This is a genomic window from Paraburkholderia lebeckiae (assembly GCF_014201005.1).
GTDB classification, from domain to species: Bacteria; Pseudomonadota; Gammaproteobacteria; order Burkholderiales; family Burkholderiaceae; genus Paraburkholderia; species Paraburkholderia tuberum.
On sequence record NZ_JACHDK010000005.1, the window covers coordinates 111,799 to 128,397 of the forward strand.

16 protein-coding genes and 1 tRNA gene are annotated in these 16,599 nt (G+C 65.7%); 9 read left to right on the forward strand and 8 right to left on the reverse strand.

The genetic code is table 11. The features are described 5' to 3' along the window. Positions 1 to 74 precede the first annotated feature (74 nt). A complete protein-coding gene (locus tag HDG39_RS11715; protein WP_184006083.1) occupies positions 75 to 839 on the reverse strand; it encodes an SH3 domain-containing protein in 765 nt (254 codons plus the stop codon). 244 nt (positions 840 to 1,083) lie between these two features. Here HDG39_RS11715 and HDG39_RS11720 point away from each other — a divergent pair, with 244 nt between their 5' ends. Continuing rightward, positions 1,084 to 1,653, forward strand: coding sequence for a lysozyme inhibitor LprI family protein (locus HDG39_RS11720; RefSeq protein ID WP_184006085.1), 570 nt, complete (start codon positions 1,084 to 1,086; stop codon positions 1,651 to 1,653). A gap of 82 nt (positions 1,654 to 1,735) precedes the next feature. Here HDG39_RS11720 and HDG39_RS11725 read toward each other — a convergent pair whose 3' ends face one another. Continuing rightward, complete coding sequence (locus tag HDG39_RS11725) at positions 1,736 to 2,026, reverse strand: helix-turn-helix domain-containing protein (protein WP_184006087.1); 291 nt, start codon at positions 2,024 to 2,026, stop codon at positions 1,736 to 1,738. A 48-nt stretch (positions 2,027 to 2,074) separates the two neighbouring features. Continuing rightward, entirely contained in the window at positions 2,075 to 3,508 is a 1,434-nt protein-coding gene (locus HDG39_RS11730) for an aminotransferase-like domain-containing protein (RefSeq protein WP_184006089.1), read from the reverse strand. Between the two features lie 151 nt (positions 3,509 to 3,659). Here HDG39_RS11730 and HDG39_RS11735 point away from each other — a divergent pair, with 151 nt between their 5' ends. Next, positions 3,660 to 5,996: an FdhF/YdeP family oxidoreductase gene (locus HDG39_RS11735; RefSeq protein ID WP_184006091.1), complete on the forward strand. Its 2,337-nt coding sequence runs from the start codon at positions 3,660 to 3,662 to the stop codon at positions 5,994 to 5,996. A 38-nt stretch (positions 5,997 to 6,034) separates the two neighbouring features. On the opposite strand, the gene HDG39_RS11740 is transcribed toward HDG39_RS11735, so the two are convergent. After that, positions 6,035 to 6,538, reverse strand: coding sequence for a M48 metallopeptidase family protein (locus HDG39_RS11740; RefSeq protein ID WP_184006092.1), 504 nt, complete (start codon positions 6,536 to 6,538; stop codon positions 6,035 to 6,037). Between the two features lie 462 nt (positions 6,539 to 7,000). Next, a tRNA-Leu gene (locus HDG39_RS11745) sits at positions 7,001 to 7,085 on the reverse strand. A 144-nt stretch (positions 7,086 to 7,229) separates the two neighbouring features. On the opposite strand from HDG39_RS11745, the gene HDG39_RS11750 reads away from it, so the two are divergent. From HDG39_RS11750 to HDG39_RS11780, 7 genes are all read left to right on the forward strand, one after another. Beyond that, complete coding sequence (locus HDG39_RS11750; RefSeq protein ID WP_184006094.1) at positions 7,230 to 8,324, forward strand: substrate-binding domain-containing protein; 1,095 nt, start codon at positions 7,230 to 7,232, stop codon at positions 8,322 to 8,324. An 84-nt stretch (positions 8,325 to 8,408) separates the two neighbouring features. Continuing rightward, positions 8,409 to 9,491, forward strand: a complete 1,083-nt coding sequence (locus tag HDG39_RS11755) for an ABC transporter substrate-binding protein (RefSeq protein ID WP_184006096.1) — start codon at positions 8,409 to 8,411, stop codon at positions 9,489 to 9,491. After that, complete coding sequence (locus HDG39_RS11760; RefSeq protein WP_184006098.1) at positions 9,488 to 10,312, forward strand: ABC transporter permease; 825 nt, start codon at positions 9,488 to 9,490, stop codon at positions 10,310 to 10,312. The genes HDG39_RS11755 and HDG39_RS11760 overlap by 4 nt, the downstream gene beginning before the upstream one ends. 50 nt (positions 10,313 to 10,362) lie before the next feature. Then, on the forward strand, positions 10,363 to 11,283 hold the full coding sequence (locus tag HDG39_RS11765; protein WP_260327810.1) for an ABC transporter permease: 921 nt from the start codon (positions 10,363 to 10,365) through the stop codon (positions 11,281 to 11,283). Then, positions 11,280 to 12,326, forward strand: coding sequence for an ABC transporter ATP-binding protein (locus tag HDG39_RS11770; RefSeq protein WP_184006102.1), 1,047 nt, complete (start codon positions 11,280 to 11,282; stop codon positions 12,324 to 12,326). Before HDG39_RS11765 ends, HDG39_RS11770 begins: the two co-directional genes overlap by 4 nt. A 57-nt stretch (positions 12,327 to 12,383) precedes the next feature. Further along, positions 12,384 to 13,208: a phosphodiesterase gene (locus HDG39_RS11775; protein ID WP_184006104.1), complete on the forward strand. Its 825-nt coding sequence runs from the start codon at positions 12,384 to 12,386 to the stop codon at positions 13,206 to 13,208. A gap of 141 nt (positions 13,209 to 13,349) precedes the next feature. Continuing rightward, entirely contained in the window at positions 13,350 to 14,549 is a 1,200-nt protein-coding gene (locus HDG39_RS11780) for an MFS transporter (RefSeq protein WP_184006106.1), read from the forward strand. Positions 14,550 to 14,764: 215 nt separating this feature from the next. Here HDG39_RS11780 and HDG39_RS11785 read toward each other — a convergent pair whose 3' ends face one another. The 3 genes from HDG39_RS11785 to HDG39_RS11795 all read right to left on the reverse strand — a co-directional run bounded on the left by HDG39_RS11785 (position 14,765) and on the right by HDG39_RS11795 (position 16,557). Next, positions 14,765 to 15,196: a response regulator gene (locus tag HDG39_RS11785; protein WP_018421103.1), complete on the reverse strand. Its 432-nt coding sequence runs from the start codon at positions 15,194 to 15,196 to the stop codon at positions 14,765 to 14,767. A gap of 20 nt (positions 15,197 to 15,216) precedes the next feature. Beyond that, the gene (locus HDG39_RS11790; RefSeq protein WP_184006108.1) at positions 15,217 to 15,849 is read right to left on the reverse strand and encodes a response regulator; all 633 of its coding nucleotides are present in this window, start codon (positions 15,847 to 15,849) and stop codon (positions 15,217 to 15,219) included. Positions 15,850 to 16,011: 162 nt separating this feature from the next. Then, complete coding sequence (locus tag HDG39_RS11795) at positions 16,012 to 16,557, reverse strand: ferritin-like domain-containing protein (protein ID WP_184006110.1); 546 nt, start codon at positions 16,555 to 16,557, stop codon at positions 16,012 to 16,014. Positions 16,558 to 16,599 lie beyond the last annotated feature (42 nt).

Genomic DNA, 16,599 nt, shown 5'->3' on the forward strand with positions numbered 1-16,599 from the left:
CGCTGGGCCGGCCGCGGCAGACTGCGGCGGCCCATTTGGCTTGATGGTCTGCAGCGTGGCGGCGGCGTCAATCCTCAATTGCTGCCACCGCCTCCGGGAGGCCGTGTTCCGCCACCACCTCCACCGCCTTGAGGACCGCCTTGGGGTCCGCCCTGATGACCACCTGGGGGGAGATTGCCGCCGCCCTGCTGGCCGCCGCCCGGTGGCCGACCGCCCCCACCGCCATGCTCCGCGCCGGGAGGACGCCCCCCTGCGTTGCCTGGCGGCGGGCCGCCCGCCGGATGGCCAACCGCATTACCGGGAGGCGGTCTACCCGACGGACGGCCACCCGTACTGGCCGGCGGCGTCCCGCCCGGCGGACGTCCGCCGACATGCCCCGGCGACGGCCGCCAGTTCGGCGGCGGATGCCCGGCGCCCGGTCGCGGCGGCGGGGGCGGCGCATGACGCGCCCAGCGGGACCGCTGGCCGTACCACGGCTGGCCGCGGTAGTAGTTGCCCCAGTAATCGTTGATCGAGAACGCGAGGATCGGCAGGCCGAGCGCGGCACCGTAGTTCAGCGGCATGTTGTAGCCCTGGTACGGCGAACTGAGCCGCGATGCATACACCCAGCCGCGCAGATTCGGCGCGGCGACGTCGCACCACTGGTAGTTGCTCAGGCACCCCATCACCGTCACCGGAACGCCGCCCGGCAGCTGCGCGACGATCGGGTAGTCGGCCGCAGGGCCCGCGCGCACGTTGGTCCCGCTGTTCGTATAGGCCTGTGACTGCGCGCTGGCCGCGCCGGGTAAAGTCAAAAGGCCCGCTGCCATGTAAAGACCGATCACGAGTCGTCGTTGCATTCGTTCTCCCTCTTTCGATGGCCGCCTTCGAACACGCCGGCCCAAGTGCCCCCACTTCCAATATCTAGACGTTGCGCGTACTTCATGACACGCGAAGGTGCGCGAGCGCCGACCTGAGCCGGCAGCCCGCGCGGCAACATCTGGTAACGACCCGCCCGAATTCCCGCGTTGTTCGGACATCCATGAGGCGCGCGACCGGTCGATCATCGGCGGCATGATCAATCGATGCACCGCCCAGACCCTGATGACCCTCTTCCGCCCCCTCCTGATCGCCGGACTGCTGCTCGCGCATCCGTACGCCAACGCTGCGAGCTTCGATTGCCAGCGCGGCCGCTCGCCGGCCGAGCGCATGATTTGCGGCGACGCCGCGCTGTCGACGCTCGACGACACATTGGGCCAACTCTACTGGAAAGCACGTCGGCGAGTCGCCCAACGCCGCGCGTTCATCGACGACAGCGACAGCAAGTGGGCCTGGCGCGAAGCGAACTGCCGCGACGCCGCGTGTCTGCGGACGTGGTACGCGACGCGTATCGACGAATTGCAGCGACTGCTGGCGAGCTTGCCGAGCGGCGCGCGGGACGCGGCGTCCGTGAATGTGGATGCGCACTCCGACCCGTCGACGCTGCAATGCACGGCCGCAAAGCCCGACCTTGTGGTGAACGAGCAGTGTGCGAGCGTAATCGGGCAGTCCAGCAAGCGGTGGAAGTATCAGCCGCGCGATGCCGACTGGTTCTGCGGCGTGGCCACGCTAGAGGCGGCGGACATGGCGCCATCGCAATCACAATCGCAAGTGCAGGCGAGCGTCGGGCAATGAGACGGCGGAACGCGCTGACAACGACAACAATCAACCCGTGCGCCGGATCAATTGCGCGCCGGTGGCAGTTGCGCCGGGAAGCTCAGTCGGCGGCCGACGGCTCGCCGCCCTCGCTCGTGCCGAACAGCTCCGCGCAAAGCTGCGCGCCGATTTCGCTCAGCGACGCGGCTCCGGTGCCATCGTCCTGGAACATCGTATCGACGAGACCGCTTCCCGAGAGCGCCGCCAATTGCCGCCGCAAGCTGCTCATCGGCACGCCGGACTGCTTCGACAGCTTCGCGAGCGACCACGCGCGCCGGGGTGTCTCGCGATGCGCGCGCCATAGCTGCGCGAGTATCGCGGCAAGTTGCGGGTCGATGTCGTCGTCGTCCAAGTCAGCCTACCTGTCGTGATGTGTCGTTTTGCATCGCCGTTGCGCCTGTCACGCCATCGCCGTAGCCAGCTCACCGAGCGTCTTCAACGCCGCTTCGGCCTGCGCGGTCCACGGATAGCTGTAGTTGAGCCGGATGAAGTGCCGAAAATCGTTGCGCGTAGAAAACATCATCCCCGGCCCGACCGTGATCCCGCGTTCGAGCGCCGCCTGATAAAGCCGCATCGAATCGATCGCGACGGGCAACTCGACCCACAGCACGTAGCCGCCCTGCGGCGTCGACACGCGCGTGCCGACCGGGAAAAAGCGCAGCACCAGCGCGCTCATGATGCTCGCCTGCTGCCGGTACACGCGGCGCACATGCCGCAGATGGCGGTCGTAGCCGTCCTGACGCAAATAATCGGCGACCGCGACCTGGGGCACCGACGGCGTCGTCAGCGTATTGAGGAACTTGAGCTTCTCGACCTGCGCGCGATAGCGCCCCGGCAGTGCCCAGCCGATCCGGTATGACGCCGTCAGGCTTTTCGAAAACGACGCACAGTGCAGCACGAGCCCTTGGGTGTCAAAGGTCTTCAGCGTCGACGGCCGCGTGTCGCCGAAATACAGCTCCTGGTAGACATCGTTCTCGATCGCCGGAATCTCGTGCGCGGCCAGCAGTTCGACCAATTGCCGCTTGCGCTCGTCGGACATGCAGAAACCAAGCGGATTCTGGAAATTCGGCATCACCATGCACGCGGCGATCTTCTGCCGCGCGATCGCCTTTGCGAGCGCGTCGATGTCGATGCCGTGGACCGGATGCGTCGCCACCTCGATCGCGCGCATGCCGAGGCGCTCGATGGCGTGCAGCATCGCGTAGTAGGTCGGCGACTCGACCGCGACGGTGTCGCCCGGCTTGGCGACCGCCTGCAGGCTCAGGTTGATCGCCTCGGTCGCGCCGAGCGTGATCACGATTTCGCCCGGATCGACCGGCAGACCGTTTTCCGCATAGCGCCGCGCGATCTGCCGGATCAGCTCGGGGTTGCCCGGCGGCAGATCGTCGATCAGATTCCAGCTCGCGTGCCGCCGCGCGATCGCGTTGGCGTACTGGTTGATGCGCCGCCACGGGAACAGCGACGGATCGGGATACGGCGAGCCGAACGGCACGGCGTCGTGCGCGCGGATGCTGCGTAGGGTCGACAGCACGAGCCGGCTCACGTCGACCGTCGCGGGCACTGGCGGCAGCGCGGACTTGCGGCCCGCGCGGGCCGCGGCGGGCGCCGGCGCGAGCGCCCGCGCGGCTGCGTCGCGCACGAAATAGCCCGACTGCGGCCGGCTCTCGACGATGCCGCGGCTCTCCAGCAGCGCATACGCGTGCAGCACCGTCTTGATGCTGACGCCGTGCTGCTGGCTCGCCTGACGCACCGACGCAATCCGCTCGCCGGCCGCGAACACGCCGCGGCGCACGGTTTCGGTAATTTCGTCGGCGAGTTTTTCGTAGAGCTTCATGCGATTCGGGTAGATTCGGGCGGCTTCAGGCATCGTCGCGCAACTGTACTCCTATTCTTTCCGGTTTTCTGTATCCGATGCGGGTTGTGGAACACAGTAGGCTCCTCGGCATTGGTCTGCAAAGCCTGTCGAATCTATCCACTGCCACGTCATGAAGAAGAACGAAACACAAGCCGAAGCCCGCATCGAGCCGTACAAGCACCCCGCCGCTGGCTGGGGCGCGCTGAAGTATGTCGCCATCAACCTGCTCAAGGAAAAGGTCGCGGGCGGCAACTACCGCACGCTGCTCAGGCAGAACCAGCCTGACGGCTTCGACTGCCCCGGCTGCGCGTGGCCGGATCGCGAGCACGCGTCGACATTCGAGTTCTGCGAAAACGGCGTGAAGGCCGTGGCCGCCGAGGCGACCGGCAAGCGCGTGACGCCCGCGTTCTTCGAGCGGCACAGCGTCACGGAGCTGATGACGCAATCCGACTTCGAACTCGAGCAGCACGGCCGCCTGACCGATCCGCTCGTCTACGACGCCGCGCGCGACCGCTATGTGCCGATCGGCTGGGACGACGCGTTCGCGCTGATCGCGAGCCATCTGAAGCGTCTCGACGATCCTGACCGCGCCGCGTTCTATACCTCGGGCCGCGCGAGCAACGAAGCCGCGTTCCTGTACCAGCTGTTCGTGCGCATGTACGGCACCAACAATTTTCCCGATTGCTCGAACATGTGCCACGAGGCGACGAGCCGTGGCCTGCCGCACACGGTCGGTATCGGCAAGGGCACGGTCACGCTCGATGACTTCGAACACGCGGATACGCTGCTGATCTTCGGCCAGAATCCGGCCACCAACCATCCGCGCATGCTCGGCGAGCTGCGCGAATGCGCGAAGCGCGGCGCCACGATCGTGTCGATCAATCCGCTGAAGGAGCGCGGCCTCGAACGCTTCGCGAGCCCGCAGCATCCGGTCGAAATGCTGACGATGGGCAGCACGAAAATCAGCTCGGTGTTCATCCGTCCGAAGGTCGGCGGCGATTTCGCGCTGATCAAGGGCGTCGCCAAACGGGTGCTCGAACTGGATGACGAAGCGCTCGTGTCGGGCCTCGAGCGCGTGCTCGACGTCGGCTTCATCGCCCAGCACACAGTCGGCTTCGCTGCCTTCGCCGACGATCTGCGCGCCGAGCGCTGGGACACGATCGTCGCCGAGGCAGGCGTGCCGCTCGATGAGGTGCTGAAGCTCGCCGATATCTACGTGAAGGGCCGCGCGGTGATTTCGACCTGGGGCATGGGTCTCACGCAGCACAAGAACTCGGTCGCGACGGTACAGCTGCTGTCGAATCTGATGATGATGCGCGGCAATATCGGCCGGCGCGGCGCTGGGTTGTGCCCGGTGCGCGGCCACTCGAACGTGCAGGGCGACCGCACGGTCGGTATCGAGGAAAAGCCTACTGAAGCGTTTCTCGACAAGCTCGGCGCCGCCTACGACTTCGCGCCGCCGCGCGAGCACGGACTCGACGTCGTCAACACGATTCAGGCGATGCTCGACGGCAAGGTGAAGGTGTTCATCGGGCTGGGCGGCAATTTCTCGATCGCGACGCCGGACACGCCGCGCACGTGGGACGCGATGCGCGCATGCGGTCTGACCGTGCACGTGACGACGAAGCTCAATCGCAGCCACCTCGTGCATGGGCGCGACGCGCTGATCCTGCCGACGCTCGGACGCACCGAGATCGATCTACAGAACGGCGTGGCGCAAGGCGTCAGCGTCGAGGATTCGATGAGCATGGTGCACATCTCGTATGGGATGAACAAGCCGGCGTCGGACAATCTGCTTTCCGAAGTGGCGATCGTCGCGCGCATGGCGCATGCGACTTTGGGCAGCGGCAAGGTGGACTGGCTCGCCCATGCGGCCGACTACGCGCTGATTCGCCACGGCATCGCGAAGGTGATCGACGGTTTCGACGACTACAACGAGCGTCTGAAGAAGCCGGGCGGCTTCCATCTCGGCGTCGCATCGCGCGATCGCATCTGGAAAACGCCGAGCGGCAAGGCACAGTTCATCGTCCACGCGATCGCGCTCGACACGCCGATTCATCAGGCGAAGAAGCAACATGGCGAACGCCTGATGACACTGATGACCACCCGCTCGCATGATCAGTACAACACGACGATTTACGGTCTCGACGATCGCTATCGCGGCGTGTACGGACAGCGGCGCGTGCTGTTCGCCAACAAGGACGATCTCGCGATGCTCGGGTTCGCGGCTGGTCAGCGCGTCGATATCACGAGCGTGTGGGCCGATGGCATCGAGCGACGCGTGGACGGTTTTCTGCTCGTCGAGTACGACATTCCGCGCGGCTGCCTCGGCGCTTATTATCCGGAGACGAATCCGCTGGTGCCGCTCTCCTCGGTCGCGGATGGCGCGGGTACGCCGACGTCGAAGTCGATTCCGGTATTGTTGACCGCGTCGATGGTGGAGGACGCCGCGGAACTGGCGGCTTGAAGTCAGCTCCGTTTGTCGCGCCTGCCGCGCGACGTACCTCACACGGTCTTCTTCGCCAGATCGCGATGTGTCAGATACAGACGTAGATCGAATTCGACCTGGTGGTAACCCGGCTGCATGAACTCGCACAGACGATAGAACGCTTTGTTGTGATCGCTCTCCTTCAGATGAGCGAGTTCGTGCACGACGATCATCTTCAGAAACTCCGGCGCCGCGGCCTTGAATAACGACGCGATGCGGATTTCCTTCTTCGCTTTCAGCTTGCTGCCCTGCACGCGCGAAACGCTCGTGTGCAGGCCGAGCGCGTGACGCATCACGTCGAGTTTGCTGTCGTAAGTGACCTTGTCGATCTGCTCGGCGTTGCGCAGGTGTTCGCGTTTGAGTTCCGCGCAGTACTCATAGAGCGCGCGGTCGGTTTGCACCTCGTGCGTGCTCGGGTACTTCTGCGCGACGTAGGAGCCGAGCTGATCGGCGGCGATCAGCTTTCTCACCTTGTCTTGCAGAGGTGCGGGGTAGCCGGTGAGGTATTTGAGGGGGGACATGAAGGCGGAGTGAGGTTGGCGGGGGCGATGTTACGCATGGTCCGGCCTGGCGACAAGTTTGATTCTTTCCGGACGACCTAAGGCGCGTAGGCGTGCATGTTGTCGAGGATTTCACCGCCTGATTCAACGCCTACATCGTCGTGCAAGATGGCGAATGGTAGTTACCGAACTGATCGTTACAGTTCTTGCCTATATAGGCATCGTGAGACTATGGCGCAAACAGCGGAGGAGAAGTAAGCGCATAGATTGATGGCGCGACGTAGGCTACGCATGTCGTGCCCGAACTTGATGTGTTCGCGCTTCCAGCGTGGCGCGGATGCCTGATCCAGGGAATCGGCTCGATCGCACGCGGGCCGCTCATTTGTGTGGAACCGTCCACGCCCGTAATCCAATCAGGGCGCCGGCTTTGTGCTCACACTCGAGGCGGCGCAATAGCGCCGGCTAAACCCTTGTGAACTCTAGTGGTGCCGGGGACCGGACTTGAACCGGCAGGCCCGAAGGCGGCGGATTTTAAGTCCGCTATGTTTACCAATTTCATCACCCCGGCAGAGGTGGCAATCGCGCGTGGTCGCGAATTCTACCATCGCCTCGCGGCAGCCCCAAAAAAGCGCCCGACACCCGCATTCATCCACAAGTCACAAACGTTGCCGATAATCCGCTCACGAAAACGATTACAGCGGGCCGCAAACCGATGACCCCGACGATCAAGGATGTCGCCGCCCACGCGGGCTTTTCCATCGCCACGGTATCGCGCGCGATCAACGCGCCGCACACCGTGAACCCCGTCACGCTCGACAAGGTACGTCAGTCGATCGATGCGCTGAACTTCCGCCCCAGCCCGCTCGGCCGGCAATTGCGCGGCGAGCGCACGCGCCTCGTCGGCGTCGTCCTGCCGACGCTCGCGAACCCGGTGTTCGCCGAATGCCTGCAAGGCATCGACGATCTCGCGTCAGCGCAAGGCTATCGGCTGATGCTGATGACCACGCAGTACGACGTGGACCGTGAACGTCACGCAATCGAAACGCTGCGCGAGCATCGCGTCGAAGGACTGATCCTGACCGTCGCCGATGCCGACACCCATCCGCTGCTCGACGAGCTCGACCGCGACGGCCTGCTGTACGTGCTGATGCACAACGACACGGTGCGCCGCCCGTCGGTGTCGGTCGACAATCGCCTCGCCGCCTACGACGGCGTGCGCCGGCTCATCGCGCACGGCCATCGCCGCATTCTGATGCTGGCCGGGTCGTTCGCGGCGTCGGATCGCGCGCGTCAGCGGCATCTCGGCTACACGCAGGCGATGCAGCAGGCCGGCCTCACGGCCGCGCCCGCGCTCGAAGTCGATTTCAACGCCGACGAACTCGCGCCGTCCGTGCTCGCGCACCTGACGCACGGCGCAAACCGTCCGACCGCCCTGTTCTGCAGCAACGATCTGCTCGCGATGGTCGTGATGCGCGGCCTGCGCCGCGCGCGTCTGAGGATTCCGCAGGACATGTCGATTCTCGGCTTCGACGGCCTCGCAATGGGCGAACTGCTGTCGCCGGCGCTCGCGAGCATCTGCGCGCCGAATCGCGAAATCGGCTGTGCGGCGTGGCAGCGCTTGCTCGCACGCATCGGCGTTGCGCGCGACGCGCGCGCGTTCTGCGCAACCTCGCGCGCGTTGACGCTGCCGCACAGCTTGCGCGAAGGCGCGACGATCGCGGCGCTCGGGTCGCACGCGAATCTCGACGGAGCGTCGCCGACCCACGTCCCGAGCGCTGCGGCCGCCATCGAGAAGCCGCTCGCCTAAGAAGCTCAATGAAGGCACGCGCATACGCGCGCCCTGGCTGTTATCCCCAACCCGCGCAACCCATCCGACACAGGGAGACCCGCAGTGCCCCGCTCAACCTCACGCTTCGCATCCTCGCTCATACCGCTGTGGCAAAAACTCTCGCGCGCCGCCGCGACCGCACTGCCGGCGAGCCTGCTCGTCGCCGGCGCGGCGCTCGTCGCGCTCGCGCCGCAAGCCGCGCGCGCCGACGAAACCGCGATCTGCTACAACTGCCCGCCCGAATGGGCCGACTGGGCGAGCCAGATCAAGGCGATCCAGCAAAAGACCGGCATTCGCGTGCCGTTCGACAACAAGAACTCGGGACAATCGATCGCACAGCTGATGGCCGAGCAGAAAAGCCCGGTCGCCGACGTCGTGTATCTCGGCGTATCGTCGGCGTTCCAGGCCAAGGACAAGGGCGTGGTCCAGCCGTACAAGCCCGCGCACTGGGACGACATTCCCGCCGGCCTGAAAGACCCGCAAGGCTACTGGTTCACCATCCACTCGGGCACGCTCGGCTTCTTCGTCAACAAGGACGCGCTCGAAGGCAAGCCGGTGCCGCGCTCGTGGGCCGATCTGCTGAAGCCCGAATACAAAGGCATGATCGGTTATCTCGATCCGTCGAGCGCGTTCGTCGGCTATGCGGGCGCGGTCGCGGTGAACCAGGCGCTCGGCGGCACGCTCGACAACTTCGAGCCGGGTCTCGACTGGTTCAGAAAGCTCAAGGCGAACGCGCCGATCGTGCCGAAGCAAACCGCGTACGCGCGTGTGCTGTCCGGCGAAATTCCGATCCTGCTCGACTACGACTTCGACGCGTACCGCGCGAAGTACAAGGATCACGCGAACGTCGAGTTCGTGATTCCGCAGGAAGGCACGATTTCGGTGCCGTACGTGATGAGCCTCGTGAAGGGCGCCCCGCACGAAACGAACGGCAAGAAGGTGCTCGATTTCGTACTGTCCGACGAAGGCCAGAAGCTGTGGGCGCAGGCGTATCTGCGGCCGGTGCGCGCGAGTGCGATGAGCGCCCAGACGGCCGCGCAGTTCCTGCCCGCGAGCGAATACGCGCGCGCGAAGCCGGTCGACTTTGCGAAGATGGCCGACAAGCAGTCGAGCTTCGGCGAGCGCTATCTGCAGGTGATGCATTGAACGACGTCACGTTCCCGCTGCGCTGGCGCATCGCGTTGCTCGCGCCCGCGCTCGCGGTGTTCTTCGCGTTCTGGCTGCTGCCGATGGGCGCGCTCGCGCAGCTCTCCGGCGGCGGCCACGCGTTCGCGACCTATCGCGCGATGCTGACAAATCCGCGCTATATGTCGAGCCTTGGTGCGACCGTCGTGCTGTCGGCGGCGGTCACGGCGGCCACGCTGGTGCTGTCGGTGATCGCGGGGCTGCTGCTCGCGCGTCGAGAGTTCGACGGCAAGCGCACGCTGCTCGCGCTGCTGACGTTTCCGCTCGCGTTTCCGGGCGTCGTCGTAGGCTTCATGGTCATCATGCTCGCCGGACGTCAGGGGTTGATCGGCGCGCTATCGCTGAAACTCGCAGGCGATCGCTGGGTGTTCGCGTATTCGATGAGCGGCCTGTTTCTGGGCTATCTGTACTTCTCGATTCCGCGCGTGATCGTCACCGTGATGGCATCGGCGACCAAGCTCGATGCATCGCTCGAAGAGGCCGCGCGCTCGCTCGGCGCATCGCCGTGGCGCATCATGCGCGACATCGTGTTGCCGGCGCTGTCGCCCGGACTGATCGCGGCGGGCGCCGTGTGCTTCGCGACCGCGATGGGCGCGTTCGGCACGGCGTTCACGCTCGCCACCGACATCGACGTGCTGCCGATGACCATCTATACCGAGTTCACGCTGAACGCGAACATGGTGACGGCCGCGGGCCTGTCGATCGTGCTGGGCATCGTCACGTGGGCGGTGCTGGCGATCGCGCGCAGCGCGAGCGGTTCGGGCGTGGCGGCGAGCGCATGAACGGCGCGTCGCTTGAAGCCAGCATGAGCGCACACAACGACAACCTGTCCATGAACTCAGTCACGGCCCCTTCGCCCTCATCTCCGTCGCAACCGGCAGCGGGACCGCGCGCGCGACGCGCGTGGCCTTCCGCGCGAACATGGCTCGCCGGGGGTCAATGGTTCGTCACACTGCTGCTGTGCGCGTTCCTGATCGTGCCGGTCGTCATGTCGATCGTCGCGGGGCTCACGGTCAACTACTTCAAGGGCGTGTCGAGCGGACTCACGCTGCGCTGGCTCGTCGAAGTGTGGACCCAGTATCACGACTCGGTGTGGCTATCGCTCGAAGTGGCCGCGGCGACACTCGTCGTCACGCTACTGACCGGCGTGCCCGCGGGCTATGTGCTCGCGCGCAGCAAGACGCGCTTCGCACGCATCGTCGAGGAGTTTCTGGTGCTGCCGATCGCGCTGCCCGGCCTCGCATCGGCACTCGCGCTGCTGGTGATCTACGGCGGCTTCACGGCGTTTCGGATGAGCGCGGCATTCATCGTCGTCGGGCATGTGGTGTTCACGCTGCCGTTCATGGTGCGCGCGGTCGCGGCGGTCTGCGCGAGCAGCAATCTGCGTACGCTCGAAGAAGGCGCGGCGAGCCTGGGCGCGAGCTTCTTCACGCGCTTCGTCACCATCGTGCTGCCGAACGCGCGGCCTGGCATCGTCGCGGGCGCGCTCGCGGTGCTCACGCTGTCGATCGGCGAATTCAACCTCACGTGGATGCTGCACACGCCCGACACGAAGACGCTGCCGGTCGGCCTCGCCGACACCTACGCGTCGATGCGCATCGAGATCGGCAGCGCGTACACGATCCTGTTCTTCATCATGACGATGCCGCTGCTCGTCGCGATGCAATGGCTCGGCGTCGATGCGACCGGCCAGCGCAGCGCATCGAAAAAGCGCGGCGCCGCCTCTTCCGCGAAGCCCATCGACACGCCATGAAACTGACCTCGATTCCCATCACGCTCACGCAGTGCGCCAAAACGTTTCGCGGCACGCGCGTGCTCGAACCGCTCGACCTGACGATCGGCGCGGGCGAAACCCTCGTGCTGCTCGGACCGTCGGGCTGCGGCAAGACGACGACGCTGCGCCTGATCGCGGGCCTCGAAACACCTGACGCGGGCGGCCGCATCGCATTCGGCGACGACGACGTGACCACGCTGCCGATCGAAAAACGCGCGGTCGGCATGGTGTTCCAGAGCTACGCGCTGTTTCCGAATCTGACCGTGCGCGGCAACATCGGCTACGGTCTGAAGATCAAACGCGTGCCGGCCGCAGTCGCGCGACAACGCGTCGACGAACTGCTCGGCATGATGCGGCTCATCGCGCACGCCGACAAACCGATCGATCAATTGTCGGGCGGCCAGCGTCAACGTGTGGCGCTCGCGCGCGCACTCGCGGTGCAGCCGCGCGTGCTGCTGCTCGACGAACCGCTGACCGCGCTCGACGCGCGTCTGCGCGACGCATTGCGCAGCGAGATGAACGCGCTGTTGCGCGAACTCGGCATCACGACCGTCTACGTGACGCACGATCAGGCCGAAGCGATGGAGCTCGGCGATCGCATCGTCGTGATGAGCGCCGGCCGTATCGAGCAGATCGGTTCGCCGCGCGACATCTACTATCGTCCGGCCAATCGCACGGTCGCGCAGTTCGTCGGCACGATCAACCGTGTCGCGGGCGAGCCGCGCGACGGCATGCTGGCGACGAGCGGCGGCGCCGTGCCGTTGCCCGCGCATGCGTCGAACGCACCCGGCGCGCACGAAATCTTCTTTCGCCCCGAGGATGCCCGGCTCACCGACCCCGCGCTCGCGCAGCTGCGCGGCCAGATCGAAAGCACCGCGTTCCTCGGCGAACGCACGCGACTGACGATTGGCGGTGCCGCGCCCGAGCCGCTCTTCGTCGACGTCGCGGGCCGCATCGAGCTTGCGCGCGGCACGCCGGTCGGCATCTCGATCGAGCCGGACGCACTGATTGCGCTATCGTAGGTAAAAACAGCGCCGCATCCAGGCGCCCAACACGAAGCAACCCGAAGGACCTCTGTCATGCTGCTGGCTCAAATTAGCGACCTGCATATCAAGCAACCCGGCGCACTCGCGTATCGCCGCGTCGATACCGCCCCCTACCTCGCGCGCTGCGTCGACGCGCTCAATGCGCTCACACCGCGCCCCGACGCGGTGTTGATCACCGGCGACCTCGTCGATCAGGGCGACCCGCAGCAGTACGCACACCTGAAAACACTGCTCGCGCCGCTCGCGATTCCCTACTTCCTGATGGTCGGCAATCACGACGAACGCAACGCGCTGCGCGCGGCGTTTCCCGAGCGCGAGGAATTGCGGAGCGGCGGCGAGTTCGTGCAGTACGCGCTCGACGTCGGCCCGCTGCGCGTGATCGCGCTCGATTCGCTAGTGCCCGGTTCGAGCGCCGGCATGCTGTGCGACACGCGGCTCGCGTGGCTCGAGCGGCAGCTCGATGCGGCGCGCGGCAAGCCGGTCGTGGTCGCGCTGCATCACCCGCCGTTCGCGTGCGGCATCGGGCATATGGACGAGATCCGGCTCGACCGGGCGGCGTCGCACAAGCTCGCGGCGTTGATCGCTCAGCATCCCAACGTCGAGCGCGTGCTCTGCGGGCACGTGCATCGGTCGATGTTCGTGCGCTTCGGCGGCACGATCGCGAGCGCGATTCCAGCGCCCGCGCACCAGGTGGCGCTCGATTTTCGCGAGGACGGACCGTCGGCGTTCGTGATGGAGCCGCCCGCGTATGCGCTCCATTACTACGATCCGGCGACGGGCATCGTCACGCATCATGCGTATGTCGACGCGGCCGACGGCCCGTATCCGTTCTACGACGCTGGCGCGTTGATCGACTGAACCGCCGGACACACTTCGCAACCGCCTGACACCGGATGCGCGGGCGAGCCTCGCGCGCCCGTCAGCACGAACCCCGCCGCTCCGGTATGATCGGCACGCTTGAGGACCGCGCATGGGCCGGTCCGTCGATCCGCCCCTGTCATGTCCACTTCCGACGCTTCCACTTCCGCTTCCTCCGCCCGGTCGTTGCGCGGCGTCTTGCTGCTGCTAGCGACGATCGCCGGTATCTCGGTCGCGAACATCTATTTCAACCAGCCGTTGCTCGACAACTTCCGCCAGTCGTTTCCGGACAGCGCGTCATGGGTCGGCGCGGTGCCGGCCGTCACGCAGCTCGGCTACGCCGCTGGCATGCTGCTGCTCGCGCCGCTCGGCGATCGCTTCGACCGGCGTCTGTTGATCCTGCTGCAGATCGCCGGCATGTGCGTCGCGCTTATCGTCGCAGCGTCGGCGCCGACGCTCGCGGTGCTGATCGTCACGAGTCTCGCGATTGGCGTGCTCGCGACGATCGCGCAACAGGCGGTGCCGTTCGCGGCCGAACTCGCGCCGCCATCCGAACGCGGCCATGCGGTCGGCACCGTGATGAGCGGCCTGCTGCTTGGCATCCTGCTCGCGCGGACCGCGGCGGGCATCGTCGCCGAATACTTCGGCTGGCGCGCGGTGTTTGGCGCATCCGTCGTTGCGCTGCTCGCGCTCGCGGTCGTCATCATTTTGCGTTTGCCGAAGAGTCAGCCCACCTCGACGTTGCCGTACGGCAAGCTGCTCGTGTCGATGTGGCACCTGGTCACCGAGCATCGCGCGCTGCGCGAGGCGTCGCTGACCGGTGCGGCGTTGTTCGGCGCGTTCAGCATTTTCTGGTCGGTGCTCGCGCTGCTGCTCGCGGGCGCGCCGTTTCATCTCGGGCCGCAGGCCGCGGGGCTGTTCGGTATCGTCGGCGCGGCCGGCGCGCTGGCCGCGCCGCTCGCCGGCAAGTTCGCCGATCGGCGTGGACCGCGCGCCATCATTACCGTGTCGCTCGTGCTGGTCGTGATCGCGTTCGTGATTTTCGGCGCTTCGGCGAAGAGCATCGCGGGCCTCGTGGTCGGCGTGATCGTTCTCGACATCGGCGTGCAGGCCGCGCAGATTTCGAATCAGTCGCGCATCTACGCCTTGAAGCCCGATGCGCGCAGCCGCGTGAATACCGTGTACATGGTCGCGTATTTCATCGGCGGGGCGCTGGGTTCGGGTGTCGGCGCGATCGTGTGGCCGGTGTTCGGGTGGATCGGCGTGACTATCGCGGGGATCGCGTTTGCCGGGCTCGGCGCGTGGAATCATTTGCGGCTGCCGGCGCGGGCTTGGCATTGATATCAGGCTGACCAGAGCCATCTCGGCGTATTCGTCGGTCGAGCAACTCCCGCAGTGGGTGCATAGTCACCGCATCTGACGTGGCAATAATCGGCTGCAAGACGATTAATGCATATAACCGCCCGGTGAAACCGCAGGATCGTCTGCAATGAACGACACGTGGCTCGATCTCGCCCGGTTCATCCGCGAAATGCGCACTCCCGCCGGTCGAGTCGTTACACCCCGCCACCCCGCCCCAACGCATACTCATGCAGCGCATCGAGCACGCGATCGAACTCGAACGATTTGTCGTAAAAGTGCCGCACGCCATACTGCTCGCAGCGCTCGCGGTACGCGGGCAACGCGTGATTGGTCAGCACCGCCGCGAACATCGAATCGATCAGCCCCTCGCGCTGCAGATACGCGAGCACCGGCACGCCCGAGCCCTGCTTCAGCTGCAAATCGACGATCACCGCGTCGAACGCTTCGTCGCCGAGCAGCGCGATCGCCTGATCGGCGGAATCGGCATAGGCGGCCACGCGCAGCAGGCCCGACGCATCGATCGCCTCTACGAGGCTGCGGCGGATCAGCGGCGAATCCTCGATCAGCAGCACGCGCAACGGCGCGCGGCTGGCTGACTCGGTAGCGGGGTTCGGTTCGCTGTTCATCGGGATATCTCGATCGTCCGTCATTCGATCAGGCCATTCTTGATCGCGTAATACGTGAGGTCCGAGTTGTTCGCGAGACGCATCTTCTCGAGCACCCGCGCGCGATACGTGCTCACCGTTTTGACCGACAGATGCAGCTCTTCGGCAATCTCGGTGGGCAACTGGCCGGCCGCGAGCTTGCAGAAGATCTGGAATTCGCGCTCCGACAGCGCTTCATGCGGACGCCCCGCGGCGGGCTTGTCGAGATTGTCGGCAAGCGCGTCGGCGACCGCCTCCGACAGATAGCGATGCCCGCGCGCGACCGAGCGGATCGCGCGCACGATTTCCTCCGGCTCGCAGTCCTTGTTCAGATAGCCGTTCGCGCCCGCGCGCAGCAGATTGATCGCGTACTGGCTCTCCGGGTAGCCCGACAGGATCAGCACGCCCTGCTCGGGACGCACCTGCCTGATCACACGCAAGGTGTCGATGCCGTTCTTGTCCGGCATCGCGATGTCGAGCAGCACGACGTCGAATGCCTGCTCGCGCACGAGGCAGATCGCTTCCTCGCCGGTGGCGGCCTCGGCGGCGACGCACATGTCCGGCTCGTCGGCGACGAACTGTCTGAAACCACCTCGAACGATCGCATGATCGTCAACTATCAGCACTCGAATCATCGGTTGGGTTCCGTGCAAAGGGAGTCGCTCCGATGCGGACATTGAAATGATCCGGGGCCACGGCTGGACGCGGAACGCGAGGGCGGCTTCGCACCGCAGCCACCGGCATTCCCGAGTTCGCCCGCGACCCGGTCCGTCGACGCTTCCCTGTCGCCTGGTGCGCTACTCTCGCCCCGCGAGCAGATCCGCCATATCGTCGGCATGCTCTTCTTCGACCGCGAGAATCTCCTCGAACAGCCGGCGCGTGGTCACGTCCTTCTCGCCGAGATACCGTACGATCTCGCGGTACGTGTCGATCGCGATGCGCTCCGCGATCAGGTTCTCACGAATCATGTCGGTCAGATCGGTGCCTTCCTTGTATTCCGAATGCGCGCGTGCCTTGATGCCGTCCGGCGCGAAATCCGGTTCGCCGCCAAGCTGCACGATGCGCTCGGCAATGCGATCGGCGTGCTCCTGCTCCTCGGTTGCGTGCTCGGCGAATTCCCTCGCGACCGCTTCCGAATTGATGCCCTTCGCCATGAAGTAATGGCGCTTGTAGCGCAGCGTGCAGACGATCTCGGTGGCGAGCGCGTCGTTGAGCAGCTTGAGCACCGTCTCGCGATTCGCGCCATAGCTCTGCGTGACCGGACCATCCGACATATGCTTGCGCGCGTCCTCGCGGATCTTCTTGATGTCCATCACGAACGTGTCGCCAGATTGCTTCGCCATCGAACTTCTCCTTTATCCGGTATTGGGTGAATCGCGCATCAG